Source organism: Aquimarina discodermiae (assembly GCF_040786235.1).
Lineage (GTDB): Bacteria > Bacteroidota > Bacteroidia > Flavobacteriales > Flavobacteriaceae > Aquimarina.
In genome coordinates this window covers 1-24,497 of the sequence record NZ_JBFMKP010000050.1, presented here as the reverse complement: position 1 = coordinate 24,497, position 24,497 = coordinate 1, and the positions used below count along the sequence as shown (strand labels likewise).

Below are 24,497 nucleotides of genomic sequence, written 5' to 3'. Positions count from 1 at the left end.
GCATAAGATATCATAGATAGGTTTTTAGATTAATAAATTGAAATTCAGTACTTTAATTTACTAAAAACTTATCTTTTTTGCTACAAAAAATCCTCTAAATATTAATCGAACTCAGGTTAGTATTGTCGAATTTATTAGAGAGAAAAATGAGGAAACCGAATATACCGTGAGTAATTGTGCCGGAGCAAATCTAATCGGAGAATCAAGAATTGCAGATGGACATAAAATCGTCACTTGGGTTGGCGGAGGCAAACAACTTCAAAAGGAGTACCCCAACTTACTAGTTCAAAATGACAGTTTAGTAACGTATATTAAAGATGGTAAATTTTTGTCTTCAAATGGTAATTTAGCAAGCTACATTTCGGCACTGGAGCTACTAGAAATAATGACAAATTCGGAACATAGAAAATTCGTAGAGAGCTATTTATTTCTAGACCGACTTCAAAATTGGAAAAATTAAGTACTTTGCCCAACACATTTCATATACTGCCTTTGGCTACCAAACGAAACATACTAGAAACGTTGCACGAAAATTGAAGATCAAAATTCATAGATCTATACTTTATACAAGGCACTGTTTATACCTCTAAACATAAGATTATGCGCAGATGACGTAAAGATGTCATAAGCATGCCGTCATCAATGTCATAGAGAACAAATTACTTTTGTTCCAAACGTTTAAATACTACAAACATTGATGAAAAAAGAAATTACTACCCAAAAAACACTATTTCAAGAAGCGTTTAATCTTGCAAAAATACCAATGATAATTGCTGTTTTCCTTACACCAATTCGATATACACTTGAGTTAATTGGAATACCTGAAAATTTCATTTTTATTATTGGGTTACTATGGTTAACAATAGGAATCGCTATATATTGGAGCATAAGATTTCATACCAAAAAACGTTTTTTAATCTTGCTTTTATTAGGTTTACTAATCTATTCTCCAGTTTCAAGGTTTCCTGTTGCATTGGCCTGGTGGATTGATACCAATTGGCAATTAGGAACACATTATGGGCTTTACTTCGACAACTTTGGGCAAGTAGTATTAAATCAGGTTATCTACGGATCGCTCGTTCAAATAGTCCCAGGATTTTTATTAGGTTCAATTACCTTTGCTATTATCCAACACAGACAAACGCTTAAAATAAAAAACAATACTATAAAAAATGGATAAAAACCAACTAGCCATAAAAATAAAAGAATTGAGAAACCAAAAAGGGATGTCTCAAGAATTTCTTGCCGAAGAATCTGGTTTAAGTTTAAGAACTATTCAGAGAATTGAAAAAGGAGAATCAAATCCAACAGGTGAATCCCTCAAAAGATTATCGAATGCGTTAAATGTAAATCCAGACGAATTAATTGATTGGGTGATTAAAGAAGATAAAAAATATTTAACCTTTCTTAATCTATCTGCCCTAACGTTTCTATTCTTTCCGTTATTAGGAATTTTAATTCCTTTTATACTTTGGACATCAAAGAAAGGTCAAATTAAAAACATCAATAAATTGGGAAAAGATTTAATCAACTTTGAAATAACATGGACAATTGTACTTTTTTTTATTCCGATACTGTTGTTTACAATATCAAAAAGCAGACTTATAGATACTATTACTTTCAGAACATTTTTTATCACAATTGTTCTTATGTATGTTATCAATTTGATTGCAATATTGCTAAATACATTCAGAATTAGTAACGAAAAGAACGTAGTTTATTTTCCTCAAATTAGATTTTTAAAATAAACCCAGATAGCTAGGATTTGCAATCCGAGCGGGCAATTGTATTTAAAATCTTCTTCCCAACATAAAAATGGAGCAATCTCCCAAACTTATTAGACTTATTTTATGACTTTTAAGCACATTGCTTTTAGATAAGATTGTATTTTTGTGTGCTAAACGAGTACTTATATTCTCGGTACATATAGAATATAAGTACTCGCAGTAATGACAAAGTATTGTTACCATACATCATATGAAATTGAACTACAATACAGTATTGGTATTTCTCCTTTTCCCATTGGTAGTTTTTGGGCAAAAAAAACTATCCAAAGAGCAAATCACTGAAGACTATTCGGTTATAAAAAACGTGCTAACTAAAGGATACCCTAGTTTATATGAATATACCTCTGCATCTACATGGGATAGTCTATTTACAGATTTTGAAGAGAAAAAATTAGGATCGATTCGAAACCAAAATGATTTCTACAAAGCTATTGTCGAATTAACAGATCATGTTAGAGATGGACATTTAATCGTAATGCGACCTCAGCTCAATTCGATCCCCAAACTTTTTCCATTGTTAGTTAAAATAATCACTAAAAAATTATACACCGATACCGATGATTTTGGAATCCCTGTAGGTTCAGAAATACTTTCTATTGATGGAGTTGACGGAGCTGAGTTAAGAAAAAAGTTAATGAAATACACTCCTTCAGATGGCTTTATTACAACTAAAAAAGATAGGCAAGTCGAAAGAGAATTTGGTATTCTTCATTTTTATGAATTTGGAGTGAAATCTAACTATCAAGTAGTATACAAAACCCCTTCTCATCAAACCAAGATAAAAAACATAGAAAGTCAGCCTTTTAAAAGTATTGGAAAACGATTTGCAAAAAGGAAATCTTATTTTGCAAGGAATACCTTGGGACAAAAAGAACCTTCTTTGTATTTCGTAGATTCATTACATACAGCTGTTTTAACCCTCAACACCTTTAACCTGAATGTAGAAAAATTTGGATCTGCGCTCAAAGATAGTTTTAAAGAGATTAGAAAAAAAAAGGCTCAAAACTTAATCATTGATATCAGGCAAAATGAAGGAGGATATCCTATCAATGCAATCAATGCCTTCTCTTACATAGCAAGTACAGCATTTAAACAACGTATATCCTCAGAAGTCACAACACCAACCTTGCCAGAAAAACACCATAGCCAAAACCTGGTTAACGGTTATACTTATGAGACATTTTTTAAGAAGTATTATCAAAAGGAAGAAAAAAAGGGAGATAAATGGATATTAATGAATGATGAAAATAAACCTTTAATGATTCCTAACAAAAAAAGGTTTGAAGGAAACGTAAACGTACTTATTGGAGGGAAAACATTTTCTGCAGGTGCTAGTTTTGCCTTATTCTGCAAAAATGAAGGTATTACCTTGGTTGGAGAAGAAACAGGAGGCGGTTATTACACTCAAACTGGTGGATATCCCATAATTTATACCTTACCTCACTCTGACATCAAAATCCTCATTCCTTTTGAAAAAATAAATCGATATGTAAAAGATACTACTGTAAAAAAAGGACGGGGAATTTTACCTGACAAAGAAGTACAACTAACCGTTCAAGATTTAATCCATGAAAAAGACAGCCAATTAGAATATATATTAAAGCAAATTAGCAGCAAATAAAAACTTTATAAAACAGAATTATATGATCCCCATACACGATTTACTTTTATTTGGATTAGCAGCGCTGATCATGGTACTTTCTCCAGGTCCAAATATGATTTACCTAATTTCCAGATCGCTTTCGCAAGGTAAACATGCCGGAATACTATCTCTTTTGGGCATCATGTGCGGATTTTTGTTTCACATCCTTATGGTTTCATTTGGGTTAACTGCAATATTTTTTGCAATTCCCTATGCTTTTGTGGTGGTTAAATTTCTTGGTGTTGGGTATCTTTTATATCTGGCATATAACTCCATAAAGTCAGGTAATAAAATTTTTGAAACCCATCAGAGTTTAAAGTCATACAGGCCAGTCAAATTATTTAATATCGGACTCATGACCAATATACTTAACCCAAAAATGGCTGTATTTTACCTCTCATTTTTCCCGCAGTTTATCAAACCCGAAAATGGTTCGATTTTGAGTCAGAGTTTTCAATTAGGAATAGTACAAATCATGATAAGTTTTACAATCAATCTTTTGATTGTTATTTCTGCAGCCAAGATGGCTACCTGGTTTTCAAAAAAACCAATTTGGCTAAGTATACAAAAGTGGTTTATGGCTTCTGTACTAACCGGGCTTGCAGTAAAAATGGCATTTACCAAAGCAAAATAAAAATGTTATACAAAACACTATACAACACCAAAATATGAGCAATTTATTCCTGATTTTTAAGCTTATTTTATGATTTCACAGCATTCAACTATTAGATAAGAATGTATTTTAGTGTTAAGCAGACGCCTATATTCTTGATCATTGTAGTATAGCGGAGACCATAGTAATGATGCAAAACGTCATATGCAATTCAAAAAAAGAGATTAATGAATATCGAAGTAACATCTGATCCTCAAAAAGAAGACTTAAAAGCAATCAGTAAAGGCATCCAAAGTTATAATCAACAACATATTCCAGATCATGTGGCTTTTGAAGAAGACACTAAATTTGCAGTATTTGCAAAAGATGATCAAGGAAATGTTATGGGCGGAATACGAGCCTGTGCTTTTTGGAATTATTGTATTATCGAACTTCTTTGGATTTCAGAAAATACCAGAGGCATGGGTATTGGAGCAAAACTAATAGAAGCTGCCGAAAAATTTGCTTTAGAAAAAGGGTTTAGCTATATGCGAACCGAAACCTTAAGTTTTCAAGCTCGCCCTTTCTATGAAAAACTTGGCTACCAAGTTTTTGGAGAGTTACCAAACTATCCAAAAGGCTATACAACCTATTGCTTATACAAAACGCTTATATAATTTTTAATTGAATATAATTTACAGAACAGTAGTTATGCAATTATAACATTGAAGCAATCCATCTAATGATTGTTATATTTTTGATAAGACACAATGTTTGTTGAGCATAAAATTAGCTGTGCATATGCAGAAAAGTCAAAAAATCAGGTAACATTTTGTTCTACCATAACATCTACCTTAAACCTTATAACCTGAGTTCGATTAATCTGAAATGCTTGATATTAATCGAACTCAGGTTTATAGGTATAGAATTAAAAACAATTACTAATAATCACATATAAAAATCAAAGAAACAAAATTTACGAAATGAAGAATCAAATTATGGTAAAAAAGACAGCCCTTGCGCTTATGTTGATTTTGAGTATGGTTAGTTATAGCCAATATAAATGGGATACAGAAGCTAAGAAGAAAAATGAAATACATCGAAGAGATTCTACTTCTTGGGATCAGAGGCTTTTTAAGATGGATTTAGAATTTTTTGAAGAACAAAAATTATCAGGAGGTATTTTTCCTGTACCCAAATATAACTTGGTAGGAGAAAGGAGTTTTGTAGGTTTAGGGTTTAACGGTAATTTTAAAGGATTAACAATAAATAATAAACGTTTTCTGTATAACTGTTTTTATGCCAAGAAAAATAAATTCAACAAGACTTTTATAAAGAACATAGAACAAGATGTTTTCTTTATCATCGCTATCTCTACGGATTTTATTGACAACCATAAATTTAGCCACTATAGATCTCAAATATCCTCTAGAAACCATCCTAACTATTTGGCCAAGGGGTATTATAAAACCAAAAAAAATACGATTGATTTTAATGCTTTTCTCTCTGCAGATCGTGATGCATATGCGATTATCAATGAACGTATTTTTGATTTGAACATTGGTAAAATGATAGTTATAGTACCGCAAAAAGATGGTTCTTTGCGATCGATGCAAATAGAAATCCCTCTATTATCTATCGAAAAAACTAAGGAGTATGTAGAAAAGCTGTTAAGAGAAGATACCGATATAATTAACTTTTATTCTTGTAAAGGTTGTATTTAAATCAAGCAGCAAGGATTTAAAATTGCTCGGATTTTCAATCCGAGCGTATATTTTATGACTTCTTAACACACAACTCCTTATATTCTCAACATATTAAGGATGTTGGTAAAATTGATGTTATAACGTTATTGTTACACCTATAAGAAAATCCAAATTCTAAATGAAAGCAGTAGTAATAGTAGGAAGCTCAAGAAATGATGGAGACACCTCTAATTTGACAAGTCTACTAATTGAAAAATCCAAATGGGATATAATTAACCTAAATGACTACAATTTTGGCTATTATGATTACAATCATGAAAACAGAAATGATGACTATCTCGGTTTGATGAAACTAATTATTGAAAAATATGACACTCTTATTTTTGCTACACCTGTTTATTGGTATGCTATGAGCGGAATTATGAAAGTTTTTTTTGACCGTATAACCGATTTATTAGAAATTGAAAAAGACCTTGGACGAAAATTACGTGGAAAAAATATGGCTGCGATTAATTGCTCTATAGGCAATAATTTAGGTGATTCTTTTTGGCTTCCATTTTCAGAAACTGCAAAGTACCTGGGGATGAATTATTTTGGACATATTCACACCATTATCGGTGAACAAAATGAAACGAAATTAGAGAAATTTATAAGCAAAATTGAAACTAAAACCCTGCTACAACAAGATGTATAGTAAATACTCCGGGATATGCACTATGCAAAAATATTATAAGATATACACTTAAATTAATTCTTAAAAGGGAAAAAATGAAATCAATCCTAACACTAATCACTGTTACCCTCTTACTCATTTCTTGCAAAGATCAAAAAACTGATGCCTGCAAGGAATCCATAAATAAAGAGGAAATAAAAATTGGAAAAAACCTGATTCAAGGAGCTTTTGATGATTTATGGGCCGGTGTAGATTCTACCAAGATTAATGACTATCACACCAAAGATTTTATTTTCTTGAACAAGTAGAAGTTTGGGATAATGATCGAATAAAAACATATATGCGTAAGCAGTTGGCTAAACCCAACCGAGCTAAAAGAACCAATAGGATGGAATACATCTCTATTGATAAGTATGGCCCATCAATTCAGATCGCCTACTACAACTTTGCCGAGTTTAGACGAGCTGATACTTTAGTAGGAAAATATAGTTGGTTAGAAAGTGCATTGGCTGTACCTACCAAAGATGGATGGAGGCTAAAGATGATGCACTCGACAGGTATACGTAATTGATTTTAATTAAACAGCTTGCTCAGATTCACAATCCGAGTAAGCCTACCTCCTATTACTTCCTTTCAAAAGTAAAAGCAACACTCCACATACATTTCAGATGATTGTACATCATCTTCCATTTCTGTAAAATGTATACAAGCTTCTGTAAAATGTATACGTTGTCCAACAGACTGACAGCTAACTTTGTATCATCAAAAAAATTAAAACAAAAAAAATGAAACATACAGCATTAATTACAGGAGCATCAAGTGGAATAGGAAAAGAGTTAGCGCATATTCATGCCGAAAAAGGAGGTGATTTGGTTATTGTCGCACGACGTCAGGAAAAATTAGACGCACTTAAACTTCAACTTGAAAAAAAACATGCAATTACCGTAACTACTATAGCAAAGGATTTAAGCCACCCAAACGCAGCAAAAGAAGTGTTTGAAGAGGTTCAAAAAAGAAATATTCAGGTAGAATATCTAATCAACAATGCAGGTTTTGGTTTACGTGGCAAGTTTCACGAATTGACCTGGGAGCGTCAACAACAAATGATCAATCTTAATATGATGGCGTTAACAAAATTGATGTATCTCTTCATACCAGAGATGGTAAAACATAATAGCGGAAAAATCCTGAACACCTCTTCGACCGCAAGTTTTATGCCTGGACCATTGCAAGCCGTTTATTTTGCTACAAAAGCCTATGTCACATTTTTAAGCAATGCCATAGCAGAAGAGTTATCTGATACCCATATCACAGTAACCAATCTAATGCCAGGTGCTACCGAAACAGAATTTGCCAAAACAGCAGATATGGAGCGTACCGGTTTGTTCGAAAAAGCATTCTCTGCACGTTCTGTAGCCCAAGATGGATACAATGCCATGATCAAAGGAAAAATGGATGCGATTTCTGGGTTAACATTTCGACAAAACCTTATGATGAAAGCCATTCCGTTTACACCCAAAAAGATGCTTTTAAAGCAAATTAGACAAATGCAAGAGGTAAATTAAATAGGAAAACTTAATTTAGTAATCACAATGCAAGAGATTATCCATATAAAATCAATTACAGAAGTCAATAAATTGTTTGGCACAGTATCACCAAAACACCCTTTGGTAACCGTAATGTGGGCCAGGGATATGCCTGATTTTAGTCAGCATTTTGGCATCAAATACAATACCGATTTGTTTTCCGTTTCTTTAAAAGATGGTATTGCAGGCAAATTAGGGTATGGTCGCAATACGTATGATTTTGAAGACGGTACGATGGTATTTTCGATACCTAATCAGGTACTATCTATCGAAGAAAAAACCATAGCAGAGGATGCTAAAGGTTGGGTATTAATCTTTCATCCGGATTTGATCAGAAAATCTGAACTGGGCAAGAGTATTAGTACCTATTCGTTCTTTGATTATGAAGTACATGAAGCTTTACACCTTTCTGAAGATGAAAAAGCAACCCTGACAGGTTTGGTACAAAAGATTGAAACCGAAATCAATCAGAACATAGATAAGCATAGCCAAAAACTGATTGTTTCTACCATAGAATTGATGTTAGATTATTGCAATCGCTATTATGACAGGCAGTTTTATATACGCACCAACATGCATCAGGACCATGTTTCAGAATTTGAAAGCTTTTTAAAAGCCTATTTCAACTCAGAAAAACCCAGCGAATTGGGGCTGCCATCAGTAAAGTATTGTGGAGAACAACTAAATATGTCCTCTAATTATCTGAGCGATTTGCTAAAAAAAGAAACTGGCAAAAGTGCCAAAGACCACATCTATGCTTTTGTAGTAAACCGAGCCAAAAACAAATTGTTGGGCACCACCGCATCGGTTAGTGAAATTGCCTACGATCTTGGCTTTGAGTATCCACAACACTTTAGCAAATTATTCAAGAAACAAACCGGGATGAGCCCTGCCAAGTACCGAGTTCAGAACTAACGATACTCTCGCAAAAGTTCGAATCTCATTATCAAAACAAGCTTAACTATACAGATTCCTTCTTTCAGAGGAAGTATATATCATGAAAAAAATTAAAAAAATACTCCGACGTATGTTATTATCAATTTTAGGACTTATAGGAATACTCGTTATCGCCTATTTTCTATTTGTAAACTTTTACCCCTCTTTTGGCGGTGACGTAAATAAAGAACGACAAGCATTATATCAGCATTCTGAACAATTTAAGAATGGCAAATTTGTGAACAAAAAAGACGTTCCCAAAGACCCGAGTTTTTCTGATATGCTTAAGATCTCCAGAAAATTCTTCTTCGAAAAGGTTGAAAGCGGACGACCAGAAAACGAATTGGTCGTACAAAAAATAGATTCGACCGCTATTGCAGCATATGATCAAGGCACACGTCTTATTTGGTTTGGGCATTCGTCCTTTCTATTACAAATAGAGGGTCAAAATATTCTTATCGATCCTATGTTTGGTGAGGTACCCGCACCTCATCCCTGGCTTGGCGGTAAGCGTTTTCATAAAGAATTACCTATCGAGATAGCGCAATTACCAAAGATCGATGCGGTTATTATTTCGCACGATCACTACGATCACCTGGATTATGAATCCATAAAAAAATTACAACATAAAGTAGGGGCATATTATTTACCCTTGGGTGTGGGAGTGCATTTAGAAGCCTGGGATATCGCAAGTGACCAAATCAGCGAAATGGATTGGTGGCAAGAAACTACCTTCAAAAATTTGCAATTGGTATGCACTCCTGCCCAACATTTTTCGGGTAGAAAATTCGACAATGGTCAAAGTACCCTGTGGGCTTCCTGGGTCATAAAATCTGATCGTACCAATTTATTTTTTAGTGGAGATAGTGGTTATGGCCCACATTTTAAACAAATCGGTGAACAGTATGGCCCTTTTGATTTTGCGATGATGGAGTGTGGACAATACAACACCATGTGGCCAGATATTCATATGTTTCCAGAAGAAACTGCCCAGGCCGGTATAGATGTACAGGCCAAAGCCATGATGCCTATACACTGGGGCGCTTTTAAACTAGCACTGCATTCGTGGACAGATCCTATAGAACGTGTAAAAAAGAAAGCGAAAGAACTACAATTACCTTTGGTAACTCCTCAAATTGGAGAACCTATAGTTATTGATAGTTTACCTAAACCAAATACAGTTTGGTGGTGATTTCAAAAAGAGTGTTATACTATGTAATATTTTGTCTATAAAAATACCTGTAGCTTAGTTGTTGTAATACTATTTATTAACTTTTTAAAACCCAAATTTTATGGCAACTACAAATAACAAATTACAAAACAAAGAAGCAATCGAAAATGAAAACTCGCAACCTTTGACAGAAGCAGATTTTTCTCATTGCGGAACGGTACGACAAAACAGTCACTCACAGGGCTTGTTGGTAAGCTCAAGGTATACTACCAGAATTTCTTTGGTAAGCCTTACCCCAAGAGAAACCATGAGAGTTTTAATATGGGTGAATAAAACAGATGATTGGATAACTTCACAACAGTTAGAAGATATATTATTGGGTCCTTCAGATACAGAAACAGAGAACTGGATGCAAGATTTTAACTTCGGTACTGATACCAAACGTTTATATATATCGGTAAATCCCGTTACTGAATATGATTCAGTTGCTAGTTACTCTATTCATGCCTTAGGATATGACTAAAAAGTAAATCAGACCATAAAAAGAGGTAGCATGATGCTGCCTCTTTTTTTTTACCAGTTTGCTCGGATTTGCAATCCGAGCCAGCTTATCTCTCGAGATTACTCGCAAAATCACAAATTCCTAGCAATACCTCACCCTATAAAAAACACACCCTCAACAACAAAAAAGAATATTCTCCCATTTTTTGGCGTATTTTATAATGCTTAGTATACAACTATTGGATCAAGATTGTATTTTAGTGTATTCGACAATTGCTTATATTCTTGATATTTTGGGGTATAGGTAATATTGATTATATTACGTTGTTACAAAACATATTGACAAAAAGAGGGAATACAGAACTACTAATACTGACAATTATATTTCTAAGTACTATCTTTGCTTAGTAAATACAAGTACTTAATTGCAAATTAAAATGATAGAAATAAACAAAGTAAAGACAACTAAACTATCAATGCTAGATGGTATTGAGCTTAAGTCTGCTATGTTTATCGATAAAAGCTTCCCTTCCCATTTCCATCAATCTTGGAGTCTGGCTTATATAGAATATGGAAGTGAAAACATTGCATTTAATAATTCAGGTTTTTTGGTCAGCAAGAATGCAATACAATTAATTCCCCCTTATTCAATTCATAAAAACTGGGGTGATAAAAACAATGCCTGGGCCTATAAAGCTCTTTACATATCCGATGACGTAATCAAAAGTGTTTCAAAAAAAATAAATGTCGATTATTCTTACCTGGCAAGTCTTCCTTATTTTATCTCATATCGTAACAGTGAGTTTAGCGTAAACGAAACATCAATTTTTAAAATCATCGAAAATCTTTTTTTGGATACTTTGCATGATATTCATCAACCTTATTTAAAAAAAAATACTAACGAACCTTTTGACGATATCCTAAATTACTTGTCTCTAAATTATAACCAATCAATCACTTTAGAAATGCTACAAAAAAAGTTTAAAGTGAATAAATTTAAACTACAAAAAAGCTTTAAAAAGAACATTGGTTTAACACCTTTGGAATATCTAACTACCATTAGAATCGAAAACTCAAAAAAGCTTTTTTATGGGGATGTTCCTTTGGTAGAAATTGCGCTTGAATCAGGCTTTTATGACCAAAGTCATTTTACGCATAGTTTCAAAAAATACGTTGGGGTAACTCCTGGTAATTATAAAAAGAATAGCAAGATTTTACAAGACTGGTAATTTCTTAAGAATTATGTTTGTTTTCTTAATTAAAACAATGAGAAATAACATATCTATATAAAGAAAGAAAACATGAAAACAATAAAGTTATTCATATTGACATGTGCTTTATCGCTAAACGCAGTCTTTGCTCAAGAAAAGGCAGAAAACGATCCTGATTTTCCTCGTTTAATAGAGCACAGCGAACCAGCAGTTACCTTGGGAAAAATATCTTCACTTCAGTCAAAAGTGCTAGACAAAAAAATTCCACTGTCAATCCATTTACCTGCTAACTACGATAGTTCCAGGAAAACCTATCCCGTGCTGTATATGTTGGGTTCAGATTACCGAGCTCGGTTCGCCATGTTAGCTTCTACACTAGACTACATGGGCGAGGGACAAATTCCTGAGATGATACTTATTGGACTAGATTTACCCGAAGGAAATCGTATTTTGTTGCCAACATGGGAAAATCAAGACACAACAATTCCTGATAATTATATTAACTTTTTTGAGACAGAGCTGATACCGCACGTTGATAATAACTACCGTACCGCTCCGTTCAAAGTTCTTTTCGGCGGTTCTAACAGTGGGTTTTTCAGTATTTATACGCTGCTCAACAACCCCCTTCTGTTTAATGGCTACTTCGCAAGCAGTCCGTCCCTTAGTATCATACCAACAGAGCTTCAACAAAAAATAAAATCAGGTCCCTTAAAAACGCTTTCGGAAAACAGATTTCTACATATCATTTACAGCGATGATGAAGGATTAACAAATGACGTTTCTGAATTCTCTCGTGTTGTAGCCGACCATAAACCAGAGAGTTTTACCTATAAAGTGGATGAATTGGTGAATCAGGGTCATGTACCAGCGATGGATTTTATACAGTTTCTTCTTACGTTATATCCTGACTTCAATCCCTTCAATCCCCGTAAAAAACTAGAATCATTGGATAAAGTGACACAACATTTCGATAGGTTATCAAAACGATACGGGTATGAAATCAAGATACCTATATCGGTCATATTTGACCTTGGTTTTCACACGATACTAAGTAAGGATTTAACTGCCGCAGAAGAAATCTTTCAATATTCGTTAGAAGTGTATCCCGAAGGGAAGGAATCTTATCTCGGAATGGGTCTTGTACGCAAAGCTCAAGGTCAGCTAGAAAGTGCTAAGGTCATGTTCGAAAAAGCACTGACAATTGATCCGGATTTTTCACTTGCTAAAAGGTGGCTTCAAAGACTCAACAACCAAATGGACTCCCATTAAAAGAGCAAATTTACCGGTTGAATTGTAGGAAGTAACAATAAAATTCAGCACTCATAATTTTGATACTACAGGTACATATGTTTGGTAACAATGTATAAAAATAATAGCGGCTTTGGTGCTTAATCAAAGTCGCTTTTTTATAGTTACAGTAGATCATAGACGGAAAGGTTTGTGTTTCAAAACCCTCTACTATTCTTATACGAGACTGTTGGCGGCGCGATAGCTCGGATTTGAAATCCACGCAAGCTTACCTCCTAGTACTATCCCAAGACCCCAAATCACACCACCCTAAAACCACATCCCGAAAGGTGCAATTCCTCTTATTTTTTTAAGCTTATTTTATGATACCTTAGGAGGCATCTTCTAGAACAAGATCTTATTTTCGTGTATTCAGCAATTCCTTATATTCTTGGTATTTTAGGGATATGGGTAATATTAAGTATATAACATTGTTATAAGCAATTACTCAAAAATTTTAGTAACAATTTACAGTAATAAGACATATACTTATATAGAAAACAAACTTTGAAAATGAAAAAAATACTATTATTAGCATTAATTAGTTGTGTATTGTGCACAAATGCTCAAGAGAATAAAATAGACCCAACAGGTAACGTAGGTATTGGTACAACTAATCCAAACGCGCATCTTGAAGTCAATAAAAATTTTGATGGTAGTACTTCTGCCTATTTCTTAAATCAAAATTCTTCACCTAATTCTAGAGTAATATTATTAATTGGTGAACAACCAACAGGTGGAAATTATGGCTACTTTGCTCACCATAGTGAAGGTCATATCTCAAATTGGGGGAATTATACCACTGCGAATTCGACTTGGTTAACAGGCGCTGACGTAAATGGGTTAAACATAATTGCAGGGCATTCACAAGGAAAAATTGTTTTTGGAACAAGTTCTACTGAGAAAATGCGAATAGCCAACGATGGAAATGTTGGAATTGGAACGACTAATGTTGATGCAAAATTGAGAATTGAAGGAAATAATTCACTTGCCAGATTTAAAACTGAAGATAATGGCTTCTTTGAAATTCAAGCGACTAGATCAAATTCTCAAAGTCTAATTACAAGCCTAAAATTATCTTCTCAAAATCATATTATTTTAGATCCTAATCCCTCTGGTACTAGTGGAAATGTTGGTATAGGAACAACGAATCCTGATATGAAACTGACGGTAAATGGTAATATTCACGCTAAAGAAGTTAAAATTGACTTGAATATTCCAGCTCCTGACTATGTTTTTAAAGATGATTATGATTTAAAAAGTATAGAAGAGTTAGAAAAATTTATAGAAGAGAATAGTCATTTACCCGAAATTCCATCGGCAAAGGAATTTGAACAAAATGGAGTTATGCAAGCTGAAATGGATATGAATCTTCTTAAAAAAATTGAGGAATTAACACTCTATACGATACAACAACAAAAGGAAATTGAAATTCTAAAAAAGGAAAACAAAGAAGTGAAACTATTAAATGCTAAACTCCTTGAACTTCAATCAAGACTGGAAAAGTTGGAATTTGAAAAATAAAAAAGCTTATAACATTATATAACAAAACATAGTTGCCCTTCGGGATGCAAACGCATCATACAAGAGACGTTGTGTTTAATAAAAATAGAAAAATGAAAGAACCCGTCAACCTCGCTAAATCTGAATTGGGAATACGCAAGCCAGTTAAAGAGGTTTTTGAAGCCTTTGTTAATCCCTCAATAACAACTAAATTTTGGTACACTCATAGTACCGGAAAACTTGAAGAAGGTACAACCATAGAGTGGAAATGGGAAATGTATAATTTAGTCATTCCTGTAACGGTTATTGAAATTGTAGAAAACCAAAAAATACTTATTGAATGGGGAGAAGGAATACATAAATCAACTGTAGTATGGGAATTTAATTCAGTAAACGATAATCTGACATTCTTGACTATTAAAAATTATAACTTCCAAGGAAATGATGATGAATTATTAAACCAAATCAAAGATTCAACGAAGGGTTTTACATTCGTGCTATCCGGGTTGAAAGCTTGGTTAGAGCATAAAGTACAATTGCGATTAGTAGATGATGCTTTTCCCAAAGAACTAATGGAAAAACAATAAAACTATGCACAACATTGTTGCTATATTGCCTAAGTCCCCTATAGAAAACAAACACAAAAGACGTTGTACACCATTTTGAAAATCCAATTTATGAAATACATTAAACTTTTCTTGGTGTTGACTTTTTAAACTCGTGTTCAACAAATAAGTCAATAATTGGTTTATACGGAAAATGTAGAGATGGATATCTTACCTGTAGTCAAATCGAATTAAAATCTGATAAAACATTCGAATCCTTTATTTTTATGGATGTTGGTGGAGGAACAGTGATTAAAGGAAATTGGGAGCAAATATCAAATGACAGTATAAAACTAAACACTTTTGAACAACCCAAAAAACTGAGAACAACCTACAGTGGAAAAATAAATCCCGAAAGAACCAACATTCAAATAAAAATAGCTGACGTAGAATTACCTCTTGTAGCTGCTGCTATTGTAATTAATGATCAGGATTATGGAAGTAATGCAAACATGAATGGCATTGCTGAAATGAAAGCTCAAAAAATAAAAACAATTACCTATTATTATTTAAATCGAAAGGAAACTATCGAAATCGATAATCCAGATTATAATGAAATTGAAATAACGGTAAAAGACCTGGACATAGATGCGGTTCAGATGTATTTAACAGACAAAATAATGACCATACATAATAAAAAGTTGTTTTTTGCAGAAGGTTATTTCCTAAAAAAAACAAAAATGGCAAATAAACAATGGAAATAAAACACGAATAAAAAAATATCATGAATACCTCTTTAGAAATATTCACTAAAAAATTCGAAGCAGCAATAAAAACCACATTAGATGCAATCGATCTGGACGCAATAGACGATATTTTGGATGCTCGAGACACCGATGCTTTTTCAGAGTTATGGATGAAAGCGTGGAAAAAAGTTGAGCATATAAAAATCAATATAGACGCACAAAGAGAAGAATTCTTTAAATTGATTTTTTCAAAAACTCAATCTTCAGATTTAGCGGCGTATCTTATCGAAGATTTCGAATTAATTGCAAAACATCTTAACGAAGAAGAAGACAACTGGGTCACCAATCTTTGTGCTACCTACTTTGAGCATGAAATACCCCATGGTGAACTCAAAACAAAAAAAATAAAGTTGATAGAGTTAATCACCCAATAAAGAAAGTGCAATACCTTGCAGAAATGACAACCACCCAAAGCTGGATTCTTTAAAGAAATTCTTGAAATATTTTTAGGACAATTCTCAGAACTTTCTGAGAAGGAAAAACAAGAACTGGGTTCAGAGCTTAACGTCCAAAAGTTTAATAAAAAACAAATTCTACAAGAAGAAGGTAAAACTGCTGTTAATTGTTTTTTTGTTCCCAAAGGTCTCGTAAGAGAGTATAAAATAATTGATGGAACAAAGAGAACTGTTGAATTCTATACTGAATCTCATCCTGTAATACCCTCTGAACATTTCATCAAAAATTTGCGTGCAGATACATATCTTGAATGTGCAGAAGACTGCTTTAGAGGAACTTGAAATGTTAAGGGAATTATACAAAAATGGAAAATACCAAACAGTTATTGATAAGATTTATCCATTCGATCAAATTGTAGAAGCGCATAAACATATAGATTCTGGCAGAAAAAAAGGCAATACTGTAATTGAGATGAAATGAATTACATTACAAGACATTATATATAATTAATTGCCTAGTCTCAAGCTTACTAACAAAAACCTAAGCAGATTTTCTTCTGGTTAGGTTTCTTTTGCTAATTTAGTTCTTACCTAGACAACCATACGCAAACACCTTGTACCAAATTGAAAACAAACCATAATTAATGAAAATACCTTTTAAGTTACTCCTATTGCTCTTCCTTGCTATTTTCAGTAAAAACTCTTTTTCACAGAAAACAGTTGAAGATTATGAACCTTTAAAAAATGATAGCTTAAGAATTGGCATAGGAGAAAATGACTTTTTACCTTTTATTCAAAGTGGATATACGCTAATGCTTCCAGAAAATAAAACAGTAAAAGGTGTACTCATTCTTCTTGAGGATTCGGGTTATGACAAAAAAAACAAAAATTCTAAGCAAATTTATACTCAAGCTTCCGAAAAAGGCTTTGCGGTATTATCAGTTTCAACCGAGATTCCTTTTGACTTTTATTTTGCAGAGTCATCTATGCTTTCTACGAATAAACTAATACAGCAAGCCTTTGCCAAACATAATTTACCCAATGAAAATATTTTCTTTTTAGGAGTGAGTTTAGTAGGCCATAGAGCAATGAGATATATCAAATTTATGAAGGAGAATAATTATGAATTTCAACTCAACATAAAAGGTATTGTCATTTGTAATTTCACGTTGGATTGGACAAGAAAATGGTATCAACACAAACGTGAAATAAGAATTAAGCGAAATAACTTATGGGAGCCAACATTTATAAATTATATGTTGGAAACCCACTTGAATGGAACGCCCAAAACTACACCAGAAAGTTATCACAACTTCTCGCCGTATAGTTACTTTGATGAAAAGAATGAAAATATTAAGATTTATAAGAACTATAGTATAAGAGCCTATATAGAACCTGCTATAAAATATAGGCTAACAAAACACCTTAAGACTTTGTATGAGAACAATTCGACAGACATCGTTGGTTTTTTAGCCGAATTAGAACTTACAGGAAATAAAAACACAGAATTAATTGTCATACATCCAGAGGATAATCCATCACAAAAAAAGAATACACAAGCAACTTGGAATGCAATAAATAAAGATGAACTAATGAATTGGATTGAGAAGCAAACAGAAAAATAGATGAAATCATATATTGAGAAATGGATATGGATTGCCGAAAATGATTCGGCTTTAGAATTTGTATATTTTTTGGAAAGCTTAGGTACAAAAGTTTCTTTTAATGAAGTCTACAAACACTGCGATCTACAAGAAAAATTAAAAATTAGGAATTCGATAATAGCATCTGAAACATGCGAACAATTAGCAATAAATTATTCCTGGAAAAACGGTAAAATTAAGGATAGCTCCTTATTTGCTGATGCAATTTTAACTTTATCTTTAATAATAATCGATTGCCATAACAATAGAGGTTCGTCTGACTTGACTATATTTACTGGAGCCGAGAAAACAATCTCGTTCGAATATGACAAAAATAATATTGAAATTTTGATTGATAGCTTACACCTTTTAAATGCATATCTTATAAAATTCTTTGGATTTAGTTTCTATGAAGAAGAGGATAATGAAACAAAAGAAGCTAAAGCTACAATTATCGAAATTATAGAAGAATTAGAAAACATATTAAATTAAACTATGTATACTAATAAATCATAGCTACGTTTTTTACACGAGACGTTAGTATTTAGTAATTAAAAATGATCACCAAAGCAATAAATCAATATCTACCATGAAGCATCTTCTGTCTTTGCTAACATTTTGTTGTTTAACAACTCTGGCTTATTCACAACCCGTAGACACTACCTATGTTCGTAAACATTATACCAAAGCTACTTATCGTATTCCTATGCGAGATGGTGCCAAGCTATATACTATTGTATACACCCCCAAAGATCAATCTACTCAACACCCAATATTACTAAATCGTACCTGTTACAACGCCTCGAGGAGTGATGACTTTAAAGCCATTGGGCAACCCTCTGGTTATTTGGTAAGAGATAAATACATATTGGTGTATCAAGATGTTCGTGGTAGATATATGTCTGAAGGCAAGTATACTACTATGACCCCTAATATACCTGGTAACCAACCAAAAAACAAAAAAGATATCGATGAAAGCTCTGATACCTGGGATACTATTGATTGGCTCATTAAAAACATTAAAAACAACAATGGTAAAGTAGGGATGTATGGTATTTCCTATCCCGGTTTTTATACTGCTGCTGCTATACCCGATGCGCATCCTGCGTTAAAAGCCTCTTCGCCACAAGCTCCTATCTCAGATTTTTTCTTTGATGACTTTTACCACCAGGGTGCATTTTTACAAAGTTACACCGCTGCTTTTGCTGTTTTTGGATATCAGAAAGATACGCTTACCAAGCAACCCTGGTATACCGAAGAACTAAAGCGATTTTATGAAACCCCTGCAAAAGACGGGTATGCTTTTCACTTAAAACAGGGACCTCTAAAAAACATTACAAAAAAATACCATCACGACAACTTTTTCTGGAAAGAGGTTACCGAACATACCAAGTATGACGATTTCTGGAAAAAAAGAAGCATTTTGCCTCACCTCAAAAATGTAAATCACGCTGTGATGACCGTAGGTGGTTGGTTTGATGCAGAAGACTTATACGGCCCGCTTAATATTTATAAAACCATAGAAAAAACAAGCCCATCGGCACAAAATACTATCGTGATGGGCCCATGGGATCATGGAGGATGGGCTAGAGACAAGGGTAAAACTACACATAATCATATCTACTTTGGAGATAGTATTTCTACCTTTTATCAACGAGAAATAGAACGTAATTTTTTTGCACATCACCTTAAAGAAACAAAGATCAAAAAATTACCCGAGGCGTATATGTTTGATACGGGGGCTAAAACCTGGAAAACATTTGACGTATGGCCTCCTAAAAACACCCCAAAAGTAACACTACATTTAGGTGAAAACGGTACTTTGGGTGTGAACACTCCTCTAAATGAAAATGCAGTATTCGAATATGTAAGTGACCCTGCTAAACCGGTACCTTATACCTCACAAACCGAAGGACTAACGTTTACACCCAGAAAATTTATGTCTGATGATCAACGCCATGCCTCGAGAAGACCCGACGTACTTACCTTTGTTTCTAATGAGCTTGATCAAGATATACAATTGGCAGGTGAGATTATCGCAAAATTAAAAGTTTCGATGACCGGGACCGATGCCGATTTTGTTGTAAAACTAATCGATGAATACCCTCAGGATCATCCCAACTATGACCATAATCCTCCTAATATCATCATGGGAGGTTATCAGCAATTAGTACGCTCAGAAGTAATTCGTGGTAGATTTAGGAATAGTTTTGAAAAACCAGAGCCATTTGAACCCAATAAAATTACCGATGTAAATATGGTACTGCAAGATGTGCTTCACACCTTTAAAAAAGGGCATCGAATAGCCATCCAAATACAGAGTACCTGGTTTCCTTATATAGATAGAAATCCCCAGAAATATGTAGACAATATTTTTGAAGCCACAGAAAAAGATTTTATAAAATCTACAATTCGTGTTTATGGAACTTCTGTCATCGAAATAGGAAATACTAAATAATAAACTAACACTTATATACGACAATGATAATATAGCTATCAAGATAGAAATTTGGGGACCATAGTGGCTCAAAAATTGGACTATTCTTATAACAATCATAGCGAGTAATGGCATCAAAATTGTAACAATTTTAGAATACTATTATCTTTATTAGAAAAATGTTTTAAGTATGACCAGAGAAGAATTTATTAAGATGTGCGGAATTCTTGGAGTAGGGCTTCCTCTTAAGTTTTCATTGATGTCTTGTTCATCAGACGATAAGATAAATGAACCTTTTAAGGGCAAGGTAGTCATCATTGGTGCTGGAGCCGGTGGACTATCTGCAGGATACTTGCTAAACCAACAAGGAGTAGATTTCGAAATTCTTGAGGCCTCGCCTGTGTATGGGGGCAGAATGAAGATTAATACGAGCTTTACAGATTTTCCGATTCCGCTGGGTGCCGAGTGGTTAGAAACCAGCACAAGTATTTTCGAGGAAATCGTAAATGATGCTAATACACCAATCAACATCGAAACCGTTAAAGACGCTCCAGATCGAAAATTTGTAAATTCTTCTTGGTATAACTTTTTCGAGCAATATATTGTTCCTTCTATTGCCAACAAAATTGCTTACAACACTACTGTCAATGCTATTGACTATTCTGGTGACAAAATTGTGATTACTACTCAAAATGGACAACATACAGCCGATAAAGTAATTGTAGCAGTCCCGCTCAAAATTCTTCAAGATGGAGACATTAAATTTACGCCAACGCTTCCTCAGGACAAATTAAATGCAATAAACGAAGCTCCTATTTGGGATGGATTTAAAGCATTTTTTGAATTTTCTAGCAATTTTTATGGAGACGGTTTCGAGTTTAACATCACACCTGCAAGCGATGGGCAAAAGCTGTATTACGATGCGTCTTTGGGGCAAAATACATCAAAACATATTCTAGGGTTATTTGTTGTAGGCAAACCCGTTCTCGACTATAGTTCTCTTTCTAAAGATGATTTAAAAAATTTTATTTTGAATGAACTTGATAATATCTATTCAAATCAGGCAACACCCAATTATGTAAATCACATTTCTCAAAACTGGAATAATGAGCCCTTTATCAAATCAGGATATCTAAGTGACGAAGCAGACTGGAGAACTGTAAGAGAACTTGGAAAACCTGTGGCTAATAAAATCCACTTTGCAGGGGGAGCATATACCGATGGTAATGATTGGGTTTCTGTTCACACAGCAGCACAATCAGCAAAAAAAGCTGTCGAAGAGTTGAGTAACTAATATCCTCTAGAAAGTGAAGTAGTTGATCTTCCTAATTTATGGCAATATGCAATAGTTACTAAAAAAAGCTAAAGACAGATACACAGAAAAATCGAAAAGTAACGTAACATTTTGTACTACTAAGACATATATAACAAAGGTTAGCGATAAGAATTGAAATGAAGAAAAGAATTCTAAAAATTTCTAAAATATTATTCCTTTTAGGATTGATTGCGGGTATAGCTCTATACACTTTTATTATCAACTCATGGAAACTTCACTTAACAGATACCGAACTTTCAGAGTTTATAGAAGACATAAAGCTAGCGGAAAAATTACCCGAAAAATTCTACGAGCTGTACAATATAGAATTTGACAGATCTCTTGAAAATGGAATTCTTAAACAAGAACTCAAGTCTCTAATGTCTGTAACTTACAAACCCTCAATCAACCTTTGGGTTTCAAGGTTCTATTTACACTCAAATAATAAACTATATTATAAAAATATGTTCTTCACAGCTCATTCGCTAGCTCTTAAGATTGAAAAGAAAACTACAAAAAAAGAGAACCTGAATTGGATAATGAGCAAAATGGATTTTCTAAATTTACAAAATGGAATTAAATCAGCTTCTATTTTTTACTTCGACAAGGAAATATTTGAGCTCAATGACAAGGAATTGGCTACTTTGGTAATTATATCAAAAAACCCATCTTTATATAATCCGCTAAAGAGATCGGAGCTTGTTAATCGAAAAGTAGAAAATTTAATGAATAAAAAAAGCTATGACCAATAAGATCTATAATTATGAATAAGTTGATTACAATATTGTTTATCCTTTTAATCAGATGTAAAACAGAAAATTTACCTTTTTGATTGAATAAGGAGGTTCAAAATATGTTCTTGGTATGTGCAAGATTGAAACACATTATACTTTTCGATATGGATTTAAAGAAAACTTCAATTATGAAGATTAAAAAAAGATAGTAATTCTTGTTCTTAATGAAGAAATTAAAGCTGGGGCAAGTTCAAAACCAACAAAACATAAGAAAAAATGAGTTATATAATGGTAGACATAGAGTCTGATGGGCATATCCCGGGAGACTACTCTATGATTTCATTTGGTGCTATAATAGTTAATGACGAGCTGGACACAACTTTTTACGGTCAATTGAAACCAATTTCAGATAAATGGACTCCTGAAGCCCTAGCCGTTTCTGGACATAGTCGTGAAGAAACTTTGAAATTTGATGATCCCAAAGAAGTGATGTTACGATTTGCTGAATGGATTGAAAATAATAATAAAGGAAAAGCTGTATTTATTAGTGACAATAATGGGTTTGACTGGATGTTTGTATGTTGGTATTTTCATCATTTTATTGGCAAGAATCCTTTTGGGCATAGTTCTCAAAATTTAGGTAGTTTATATAAAGGCCTGGTAAAAGACACGTTTAAAAATTTTAAACACCTTAGAAAGACAAAACATACACACCACCCTGTAGATGATGCCAGAGGCAATGCAGAAGCACTATTAACTATGAAAAACGAAATGAATCTGGGAATAAGTCTTAAATAAAATAGCAGGTACTAATTTGTAGAATTCATTTGCTATCAGGTAGTAAACTCATGATACAAGAGGCGTAATACCCAATATAATAAATGACTGAATTTATTCCACCAATTTCTGAACGTAAAACCAAAGAGTTAATTGAGATTATCTATTTAGGAAAAGATCATTGGAACGAAGAAGCCATAAGGCAGTCAAAACAAGAGCTTAAAAAACGTAATGTTTCTGAAAAAGAACAAGAAGAAATTATAATAAAATGGGAAAAAGAAGCTGAAGAGTATTTTGTTGAACTAGAGCATACTTTAGAAGAAAATCAATTTGAAAGCTATTCTAAACTTAGAATGTTATACATTTTTGCTGTTGCTCCATTCATTCTTTCTGGTAAATGGAGGGTTGGAAAAGATCTATTTGAGTTAAGAAGTGAAAATTTTAAACTAAAATTTAGACAGCGAATTATTTTACTCTTAACAGGAACTTTATTCTGGACAGTGTTAATGGCATATGGAGTTAAAACTTCTGATGAAGAAAGATTAAAATTATCTCCCAAGGAAGAAGTTGAATTCTTAGAGTGGAAGAAAAAATATGGGTATGAATAAAAAACATACACTACCCGTGTAGTAATCTTAGCAGCAAGGTCATCATTCAATTGTTTATTATATTTTAACAAGGTACAATACTTATAGGTTGGATAAGAAAAGTTAGCATTCAATGGGCAAAATCTCTAAAAACGAGGTAACATTTTACTTCATTAAGACACATATATTAAATGCTAAATATCGTATGAAAAAACTTAAATATTTAACTCCCCTCTTTTTTGCAGCTTACACATCTTTATTTTATTCTCAAAACGAAAGAATTGAAATAAAACTACAAAATTGCACTTTCAATCAAATTCCTGAAAATGGAAAAGAAATCAAGCAAGAGATTCAAGAGTTTGAGAACTACTTAATAGAAAAAAAAGTATTAAATGATGGGTCTGGAAAAAGTTATATTGAACTTTTTCAAAAAATTAAGGAAGATGATGATATAAATTTTGATTATCGTTATTCATTTTCTGATTCAATTCAGAAAATTGAAATTTCAGATATTTATAAACAAATGGATTGTCAAATTGAATTAATTAATAGGGTTACCCATATAAGTCTCAAATTATTGTAAATGAGTATGTTATTTTGTAAATTGTATGTAAATACACAAAAGATGAAGATATTAAAATCACTTGACAGGCAGGTGTTTAC

Annotated in this window: 29 protein-coding genes; all 29 read left to right on the top strand. The window is 33.2% G+C overall.

The features are described from left to right. Nucleotides 1-166: 166 nt before the first annotated feature. Nucleotides 167-460, top strand: a complete 294-nt coding sequence (locus ABW636_RS21765) for a type 1 glutamine amidotransferase family protein (RefSeq protein WP_367592213.1) — start codon at nt 167-169, stop codon at nt 458-460. Nucleotides 461-697: 237 nt separating this feature from the next. Next, the gene (locus ABW636_RS21760; protein WP_367592212.1) at nt 698-1,180 is read left to right on the top strand and encodes a hypothetical protein; all 483 of its coding nucleotides are present in this window, start codon (nt 698-700) and stop codon (nt 1,178-1,180) included. Beyond that, nucleotides 1,173-1,748, top strand: a complete 576-nt coding sequence (locus tag ABW636_RS21755; protein WP_367592211.1) for a helix-turn-helix domain-containing protein — start codon at nt 1,173-1,175, stop codon at nt 1,746-1,748. The genes ABW636_RS21760 and ABW636_RS21755 overlap by 8 nt, the downstream gene beginning before the upstream one ends. A 229-nt stretch (nt 1,749-1,977) precedes the next feature. Then, entirely contained in the window at nt 1,978-3,408 is a 1,431-nt protein-coding gene (locus ABW636_RS21750) for a S41 family peptidase (RefSeq protein ID WP_367592210.1), read from the top strand. Nucleotides 3,409-3,430: 22 nt separating this feature from the next. Further along, nucleotides 3,431-4,063, top strand: coding sequence for a LysE family translocator (locus ABW636_RS21745; RefSeq protein WP_367592209.1), 633 nt, complete (start codon nt 3,431-3,433; stop codon nt 4,061-4,063). Between the two features lie 206 nt (nt 4,064-4,269). After that, nucleotides 4,270-4,698, top strand: coding sequence for a GNAT family N-acetyltransferase (locus ABW636_RS21740; protein WP_367592208.1), 429 nt, complete (start codon nt 4,270-4,272; stop codon nt 4,696-4,698). Between the two features lie 306 nt (nt 4,699-5,004). Next, nucleotides 5,005-5,745 carry a hypothetical protein gene (locus tag ABW636_RS21735; RefSeq protein ID WP_367592207.1) on the top strand — a complete coding sequence of 247 codons (741 nt, stop codon included), beginning with the start codon at nt 5,005-5,007 and terminating at the stop codon, nt 5,743-5,745. A gap of 160 nt (nt 5,746-5,905) precedes the next feature. Continuing rightward, on the top strand, nt 5,906-6,421 hold the full coding sequence (locus tag ABW636_RS21730) for a flavodoxin family protein (RefSeq protein WP_367592206.1): 516 nt from the start codon (nt 5,906-5,908) through the stop codon (nt 6,419-6,421). Between the two features lie 74 nt (nt 6,422-6,495). Continuing rightward, complete coding sequence (locus tag ABW636_RS21725; RefSeq protein ID WP_367592205.1) at nt 6,496-6,708, top strand: hypothetical protein; 213 nt, start codon at nt 6,496-6,498, stop codon at nt 6,706-6,708. A 32-nt stretch (nt 6,709-6,740) separates the two neighbouring features. Next, nucleotides 6,741-6,971: a hypothetical protein gene (locus ABW636_RS21720; RefSeq protein WP_367592204.1), complete on the top strand. Its 231-nt coding sequence runs from the start codon at nt 6,741-6,743 to the stop codon at nt 6,969-6,971. Between the two features lie 214 nt (nt 6,972-7,185). Continuing rightward, nucleotides 7,186-7,965, top strand: a complete 780-nt coding sequence (locus ABW636_RS21715; RefSeq protein ID WP_367592203.1) for an SDR family NAD(P)-dependent oxidoreductase — start codon at nt 7,186-7,188, stop codon at nt 7,963-7,965. Nucleotides 7,966-7,992: 27 nt separating this feature from the next. Next, complete coding sequence (locus tag ABW636_RS21710) at nt 7,993-8,901, top strand: helix-turn-helix domain-containing protein (RefSeq protein WP_367592202.1); 909 nt, start codon at nt 7,993-7,995, stop codon at nt 8,899-8,901. A gap of 112 nt (nt 8,902-9,013) precedes the next feature. Continuing rightward, nucleotides 9,014-10,114 carry an MBL fold metallo-hydrolase gene (locus ABW636_RS21705; RefSeq protein WP_367592201.1) on the top strand — a complete coding sequence of 367 codons (1,101 nt, stop codon included), beginning with the start codon at nt 9,014-9,016 and terminating at the stop codon, nt 10,112-10,114. A gap of 100 nt (nt 10,115-10,214) precedes the next feature. Next, on the top strand, nt 10,215-10,616 hold the full coding sequence (locus tag ABW636_RS21700) for a hypothetical protein (RefSeq protein WP_367592200.1): 402 nt from the start codon (nt 10,215-10,217) through the stop codon (nt 10,614-10,616). A 415-nt stretch (nt 10,617-11,031) separates the two neighbouring features. Continuing rightward, nucleotides 11,032-11,823 carry an AraC family transcriptional regulator gene (locus ABW636_RS21695; RefSeq protein ID WP_367592199.1) on the top strand — a complete coding sequence of 264 codons (792 nt, stop codon included), beginning with the start codon at nt 11,032-11,034 and terminating at the stop codon, nt 11,821-11,823. Between the two features lie 72 nt (nt 11,824-11,895). After that, complete coding sequence (locus tag ABW636_RS21690; protein WP_367592198.1) at nt 11,896-13,074, top strand: alpha/beta hydrolase-fold protein; 1,179 nt, start codon at nt 11,896-11,898, stop codon at nt 13,072-13,074. A 531-nt stretch (nt 13,075-13,605) separates the two neighbouring features. Continuing rightward, complete coding sequence (locus ABW636_RS21685; protein ID WP_367592197.1) at nt 13,606-14,616, top strand: hypothetical protein; 1,011 nt, start codon at nt 13,606-13,608, stop codon at nt 14,614-14,616. Nucleotides 14,617-14,708: 92 nt separating this feature from the next. Continuing rightward, a complete protein-coding gene (locus ABW636_RS21680; protein WP_367592196.1) occupies nt 14,709-15,182 on the top strand; it encodes an SRPBCC family protein in 474 nt (157 codons plus the stop codon). 245 nt (nt 15,183-15,427) lie between these two features. Next, on the top strand, nt 15,428-15,904 hold the full coding sequence (locus tag ABW636_RS21675) for a hypothetical protein (protein WP_367592195.1): 477 nt from the start codon (nt 15,428-15,430) through the stop codon (nt 15,902-15,904). Between the two features lie 20 nt (nt 15,905-15,924). Continuing rightward, a complete protein-coding gene (locus ABW636_RS21670) occupies nt 15,925-16,320 on the top strand; it encodes an immunity protein PIM1 family protein (RefSeq protein ID WP_367592194.1) in 396 nt (131 codons plus the stop codon). 313 nt (nt 16,321-16,633) lie between these two features. Beyond that, complete coding sequence (locus ABW636_RS21665) at nt 16,634-16,822, top strand: zinc-binding dehydrogenase (RefSeq protein ID WP_367592193.1); 189 nt, start codon at nt 16,634-16,636, stop codon at nt 16,820-16,822. Between the two features lie 163 nt (nt 16,823-16,985). Then, nucleotides 16,986-17,966, top strand: coding sequence for a hypothetical protein (locus ABW636_RS21660; RefSeq protein ID WP_367592192.1), 981 nt, complete (start codon nt 16,986-16,988; stop codon nt 17,964-17,966). Further along, a complete protein-coding gene (locus tag ABW636_RS21655; protein WP_367592191.1) occupies nt 17,967-18,476 on the top strand; it encodes a hypothetical protein in 510 nt (169 codons plus the stop codon). A gap of 97 nt (nt 18,477-18,573) precedes the next feature. After that, nucleotides 18,574-20,442 (top strand): CocE/NonD family hydrolase, encoded by a 1,869-nt coding sequence (locus ABW636_RS21650; protein WP_367592190.1) that lies wholly within the window; start codon nt 18,574-18,576, stop codon nt 20,440-20,442. A gap of 169 nt (nt 20,443-20,611) precedes the next feature. Further along, the gene (locus tag ABW636_RS21645; RefSeq protein ID WP_367592189.1) at nt 20,612-21,715 is read left to right on the top strand and encodes a flavin monoamine oxidase family protein; all 1,104 of its coding nucleotides are present in this window, start codon (nt 20,612-20,614) and stop codon (nt 21,713-21,715) included. 158 nt (nt 21,716-21,873) lie between these two features. Next, nucleotides 21,874-22,488, top strand: a complete 615-nt coding sequence (locus ABW636_RS21640; protein WP_367592188.1) for a transglycosylase domain-containing protein — start codon at nt 21,874-21,876, stop codon at nt 22,486-22,488. Between the two features lie 258 nt (nt 22,489-22,746). Then, complete coding sequence (locus ABW636_RS21635; protein ID WP_367592187.1) at nt 22,747-23,268, top strand: exonuclease domain-containing protein; 522 nt, start codon at nt 22,747-22,749, stop codon at nt 23,266-23,268. Nucleotides 23,269-23,351: 83 nt separating this feature from the next. Further along, on the top strand, nt 23,352-23,855 hold the full coding sequence (locus ABW636_RS21630) for a hypothetical protein (RefSeq protein WP_367592186.1): 504 nt from the start codon (nt 23,352-23,354) through the stop codon (nt 23,853-23,855). A 184-nt stretch (nt 23,856-24,039) separates the two neighbouring features. Continuing rightward, on the top strand, nt 24,040-24,417 hold the full coding sequence (locus ABW636_RS21625; RefSeq protein ID WP_367592185.1) for a hypothetical protein: 378 nt from the start codon (nt 24,040-24,042) through the stop codon (nt 24,415-24,417). Nucleotides 24,418-24,497: the final 80 nt, after the last annotated feature.